This is a genomic window from Clostridium boliviensis, from assembly GCF_033342255.1.
GTDB lineage: Bacteria > Bacillota > Clostridia > Lachnospirales > Lachnospiraceae > Lacrimispora > Lacrimispora boliviensis.
In genome coordinates this window covers 1-872 of the sequence record NZ_JAWONS010000042.1, presented here as the reverse complement: position 1 = coordinate 872, position 872 = coordinate 1, and the positions used below count along the sequence as shown (strand labels likewise).

At 38.3% G+C, this 872-nt stretch carries 2 protein-coding genes; both read right to left on the bottom strand.

What is annotated here, in order from left to right; all coding sequences use genetic code 11:
- Positions 1–690 (bottom strand): IS91 family transposase (locus tag RZO55_RS02330; RefSeq protein ID WP_318062695.1); only part of this gene is annotated, 690 nt, incomplete at its 3' end.
- The coding region (locus RZO55_RS02325; protein ID WP_318062694.1) for a tyrosine-type recombinase/integrase at positions 683–872 on the bottom strand (190 nt) is incomplete at its 5' end. The genes RZO55_RS02330 and RZO55_RS02325, both read right to left, overlap by 8 nt.

Here is an 872-nt window from a genome sequence, read left to right as displayed (position 1 = left end):
GTCATATAAAGATGATGTGAATTCATTCCATTCGTAGGAATTCTTTAGCTTAGGGCATTGGTTGGGGAAATGAAGTCTATGCTTTTCATACAGTAATTGCAGCTGGTTGAGGAATTTCCCACGGAACATCTTTCCTAATACTCTGACGGGTATAAAAAACTTCTTTTGACTTTTTCGCAGCTGTTTCGTTTTAGTTAATCCGGCTCCAGTAATAATGCAGTGAATATGAGGATGAAAATTTAGTTTCTGCCCCCAGGTGTGAAGTACCTGAATGATACCAGGAGTAGCCCCCAGATATTTTTTGTCAGCAGATAACTCTAATAGTGTCTCTGATGCACATTTGTGCATCAGAGAATAAAGTAGGGATTGATTGCAATAAATAAGAGGATTTAATTCAGCAGGCAAGGTAAATACGACATGGAAGTAAAGCGAATCAATCACTTCCGTTTTACGGGCATCAATCCAAAGTTCTTTCAGTATGGACTGACAACAAGGACAATTCCGATTGCGGCAGGAATTATTATGTATATCTGAATGACCACAGTCTTCACAGATAGAAATGTTGCATCCAAGTTTTCCTGACTTACAATTCAAGATAGATAAAGCTGCTTTATTTTGAACTTCCGTTGGATTGTAAATACCACAGTATTCGGAATAAGAAGATTGAAATATTTCTTGGATTTTATGCATGAGGAAAACCCTCCATACAGTCAAAAGGACTCAAAGCACACCCAACACCATTGGATGCCAACTGCACATAAATCGTGGTAGAATTCAAAGATTTATGACCAAGAAGAGCTTTCAGAGTAAGCAAATCTGTACCGTTTTCATAACTGTGAGTGCCAAACGCATGTCGAAATGAATGGCAAGTC